The organism is Streptomyces sp. NPDC057638, assembly GCF_042800315.1.
Classification (GTDB): domain Bacteria; phylum Actinomycetota; class Actinomycetes; order Streptomycetales; family Streptomycetaceae; genus Streptomyces.
The window spans coordinates 1-3,989 of record NZ_JBHVHF010000484.1 but is presented as its reverse complement, the minus strand read 5'-3'; the positions used below and the strand labels follow the sequence as shown (position 1 = coordinate 3,989).

Annotated in this window: 5 protein-coding genes; 2 read left to right on the top strand and 3 right to left on the bottom strand. The window is 72.3% G+C overall.

The annotated features are described in order from the left end of the window. Nucleotides 1-125: 125 nt before the first annotated feature. The 3 genes from ACFVIM_RS33680 to ACFVIM_RS33670 are packed head-to-tail and all read right to left on the bottom strand — an operon-like array spanning nt 126 to nt 3,085. Entirely contained in the window at nt 126-1,076 is a 951-nt protein-coding gene (locus tag ACFVIM_RS33680) for a 3-oxoacyl-ACP reductase (RefSeq protein WP_384309761.1), read from the bottom strand. 23 nt (nt 1,077-1,099) lie between these two features. Next, the gene (locus tag ACFVIM_RS33675) at nt 1,100-2,176 is read right to left on the bottom strand and encodes a Zn-dependent alcohol dehydrogenase (RefSeq protein WP_384309758.1); all 1,077 of its coding nucleotides are present in this window, start codon (nt 2,174-2,176) and stop codon (nt 1,100-1,102) included. Between the two features lie 51 nt (nt 2,177-2,227). Beyond that, nucleotides 2,228-3,085, bottom strand: coding sequence for a MaoC/PaaZ C-terminal domain-containing protein (locus ACFVIM_RS33670; RefSeq protein ID WP_384309755.1), 858 nt, complete (start codon nt 3,083-3,085; stop codon nt 2,228-2,230). Between the two features lie 330 nt (nt 3,086-3,415). Between ACFVIM_RS33670 and ACFVIM_RS33665 the strand changes: the two genes are divergently transcribed. Both ACFVIM_RS33665 and ACFVIM_RS33660 read left to right on the top strand, forming a co-directional pair. Continuing rightward, a complete protein-coding gene (locus ACFVIM_RS33665; protein ID WP_384309752.1) occupies nt 3,416-3,640 on the top strand; it encodes a hypothetical protein in 225 nt (74 codons plus the stop codon). Beyond that, complete coding sequence (locus ACFVIM_RS33660) at nt 3,633-3,950, top strand: hypothetical protein (protein WP_384309749.1); 318 nt, start codon at nt 3,633-3,635, stop codon at nt 3,948-3,950. Before ACFVIM_RS33665 ends, ACFVIM_RS33660 begins: the two co-directional genes overlap by 8 nt. Nucleotides 3,951-3,989: the final 39 nt, after the last annotated feature.

The following is a 3,989-nucleotide window of genomic DNA, read 5'->3' as shown; positions in this document are numbered from 1 at the left end:
GCACCCGGGTCCGCCGTTTCTCCCGGCCGGGAAGCGGGCGGCCGCTCCAGAACACGAGCGACCCCGCCAGCACACGGGCGCCCCGTCAGGGCGCGGGCGGCCCTGTCAGGGCGCGGGCGGCCCTGTCAGGGCGCGGGCGGCCCCAGCGCCAGGATCTCCGGTGCCGCGAAGGTCTCCGCCGCAGGCCGGGACGCGAAGTACGGGGTGAGCCGCTCATGCAGCTCCGTAAAGGAGAAGGCACCCTCGCGGGCGTCGAACCGGGCCGCGACCCGGGGCCGCTCCACCACCGCCACCATGCCCCCGTGCACCACGAGCACCTGTCCGTTCACCCCGCCGCCCTCCGGCGAGGCGAGATAGCCGACCAGGGGCGCCACATGGCCGGGTGAGAGCGGGTCGATCCGCCCCTCCCCCGGTTCGCGGTGTCCGGCGAAGACGTCCTCGGTCATCCGGGTGCGCGCCCGGGGGCAGATCGCGTTCACGGTGACCCCGTACCGGGCCAGTGCCCGCGCGGTGGAGGTGGTCAGGCCGACGATTCCGCCCTTTGCGGCCGCGTAGTTGGGCTGCCCGGGGGATCCGGCGAGGAACGCCTCGGAGGAGGTGTTCACGATCCGCCCGTAGACCCGTCCGCCGCCGCTGTGGTCACCGTCCGCCTTGGCGCGCTGTCGCCAGTGCGCGGCGGCGAGGCGGGTGGTGTTGAAGTGGCCTTTGAGGTGGACCCGGATGACCGAGTCCCATTCGTCGTCGGTCATGGAGAAGACCATGCGGTCACGGAGGATGCCCGCGTTGTTGACGAGGATGTCGAGCGCGCCGTAGCGGGAGACGGCGAGGTCCACCAGTTCCCGGGCGTCCGACGGGTCGGCGATGTCGCCGTGGTGGGCGGTGGCCTCGCCGCCCGCCGCGCGGATCTCGTCGGCGACCTGGCGGGCGGGGGCCTCGGAGGTGCCGCCGGAGCCGTCGCGTCCGGCGGTTCCGTAGTCGTTGACGACGACGCTCGCGCCGAGACGGGCGAGTTCGAGCGCCTCGGCCCGGCCCAGGCCCCGGCCGCCGCCGGTGACGATCGCGCAGCGCCCCTCCAAAGGACGGGCCGTCCCGGCCCCCTTCACAGCTCGACGCAGGTACGGAGGGCCGCACCGGTCCGCATCTGGTGCAGGGCGTCGTTGATGCCACTCAGCGGAACCCGGTGGGTGATCATCGAGCCGAGGTCGATCCGTCCGGCCCGCCAGAGCGCGATGGCGCGTTCGTAGGAGGCGGCGGGGTCCCCGCCGCCGTACATCGACGGCAGGATCCGCTTCTCGTCGAAGAACAGCTCGAACATGTTGACCTGGAAGAAGTCCTCCATGGCGCCCGCGCCGACGACACAGAGGGTGCCGCCGCGCCGGGTGGCCTCGTAGGCGGTGCGGGCGGTCGCGGAGGTGCCGACGACCTCGAAGACATAGTCGAAGCCCTCGCCCGCCGTGATCCGGTGCCGGGCGTCGCCGAGTCCGTCCGGGGCGACGGCCTCCGTGGCACCGAAGCGGAGCGCGGCCTCGCGCCGCGCGGGTACGGGGTCGACGGCGACGATCTGCGCGGCACCCTTGAGCCGCGCGCCCTGGAGTACGGAGACACCGACCCCGCCGCAGCCGATGACGGCGACCGAGGAGCCCGCCGCCACGTCGGCGGTGGTGATCGCGGCGCCGAGTCCGGTGGTCACCCCGCAGCCGATCAGCGCGGCGACATCGAACGGGACGTCGTCGGGGATGGGTACGGCGCACTCCTCGCCGACGATGACCTCTTCCGCGAAGGTGCCCGTGCCCGCGAAGCCGAAGACCTCGCCGCCGTGGCGGGCGAAGTTGGGGGTGCCCGCGTTCATGAAGGCGGCGAGGCAGAGATGGGTCTGGCCACGACGGCAGGAAGGGCAGGTTCCGCAGGCGGGCAGCCAGGAGAGGAGCACCCGGTCGCCCGGCTTCACCCGGGTCACGCCCTCGCCGACGTCGAGGATCTCGCCCGCGCCCTCGTGACCGGGGACGAAGGGCGCGGGCTGGGGCAGGACACCGCTCATCGCGGAGAGGTCGGAGTGACAGAGTCCGGTGGCGCGGATCCGGATACGGACCTTGCCGGGGCCGAAGCCCACCGCCGTGACGTCGTCGACGACGTCGAGCGTGTCCTGTCCGGTCTCCTGGAGTACGGCTGCGCGCACGGCGCGGCTCCTCTCATCGCTCGTTCAGGGGCGGGTCCGCCGTCAGCGCTGTCAGACGTGTTCGACGACGGTGTCGGTGAGGACCGGGGCGTCACCGCGTTCCACGGCGCTCACCTCGACCCGTACGCGCTGTTCCCCGGGCCACAGCCGGATCCGCAGCGTCTCGCCGGGGAAGACCACCCCGGCGAACCGGGTGCGGTACGAGGTGACACGGGCCGTCTCCCCGCCGAGCAGGGTGTCGACCACGGCCTTGAGGGTGATCCCGTAGCTGCACAGGCCGTGCAGGATGGGCCGGTCGAACCCGGCGCGGGCGGCGAACTCCGGGTCGGCGTGGAGCGGGTTGAGATCGCCGGAGAGCCGGTAGAGCAGGGCCTGGTCCTCCCGTACGGCCCGTTCCACGGTGGCGACCGGGTCTCCGGACGGAGGGTCGGGACGCCCGGAGGGCCCGCGGTCGCCACCGAAGCCGCCCTCGCCCCGGACGAAGATCCGCGCGTCGCTGGTCCACAGCGGCCCGTCGCCGTCGGCGGCCTCCCCGCGCAGCACCAGCACGGCCGCCGTGCCCTTGTCGTGGATCTCGGCGATACGGGAGGACAGCCGCGCGCTCCCGGACGGCGGCACGGGCCGGTGCAGCCGGATCGTCTGCCCGCCGTGGAGCACGGCCGCCGGATCGACCTCCACCCCGGGCGTACGGAGTCCACCGCCGGGGTCACTCCGCGCCCCGCCCGCCACCGTGACGAAGCTCGGCAGCACCTGGAGCCGTGACTCCAGGGTGTAGCGCAGCTCGGCGGGATCGGTGGCGGGGATCCCGGCGCCGATCCCGAGGTGGTAGAGCTGGACATCCCGGGGCGCCCAGCTGATCTCATGCTCGCGGGGCGCGGCGGCGAGGGCCCGGCGCGGGTCTAGGGGCATGGGGCTGCGGCTCCGTCCGTGGACTCGGGTGGGGCTGGGGCGCCTCTGCGGCACGGGGTGCGGAAAGACCTCGGCGCGCCCTTCCGCACCGTCGGGCACGCCGAGGCCGTGCGGGTCGGCCCCGTACTGGTAGAACGCGTTCTATGGGCCGGTGGCCCATGTATAACGGCTTGGCGAGCACTTGGGAACCCCTGACGGTTCGTCAGCTATCTAGTCGACGGAGGGCCATCACGCTCCGGGCGGGCGCCACGAGGTGGGCGGTATCCCGTTCGAGTGAATCGCCGCCGATGCCAGGACCTCGCCCGCCTCCACCGCGTAGGACGTGGGGACATGGCCTTGGGAGACCGGCATCAGAAGAAGGACGTTGAGGCCGCGCTGAAGCGTGCGGAGGCGGCGGGGCTCAAAGTGACACACGACAGGAACCGGCATCGGTGGGGATGGGTGATCTGCTGCCCCTGCAACAAATCTCAGACGGTGTACAGCACCCCCCGGAACACAGGAGACGAGGCGAACAGGATTGACCTCTTCATCGCGAACCACCGTGGCCATGCGTAAGTGGCACTTCGCCCTGCACCTTGAGAAGAAGCTCACGCTGGAGCAGGCCGACATGTTCGATGGGCTCGACCGCTTCTGTGATGGGCGCATGGGCCGGGTGGAGGGTCCGGGGCGCACGGAGTTCAGTTGCCTTTTCGAGGCTGACACCCTGACCGCCGCCATCGCGGAAGCACTGGCGCTCTTCGAAGGTCTCCCCGAGATCCTCGTCAGCAGCGTGGAACTGGACTGGGTCGCTCTGGAGGAAAACGGCATGGCGACGCCCGCCGTCGTCTCCACGCCGCCGCCCCCGGAGATGGGCCTGGCACCGTGACAGCACCGATGGTCCCGCCTCCTCCGGCTGGAGGAGGCG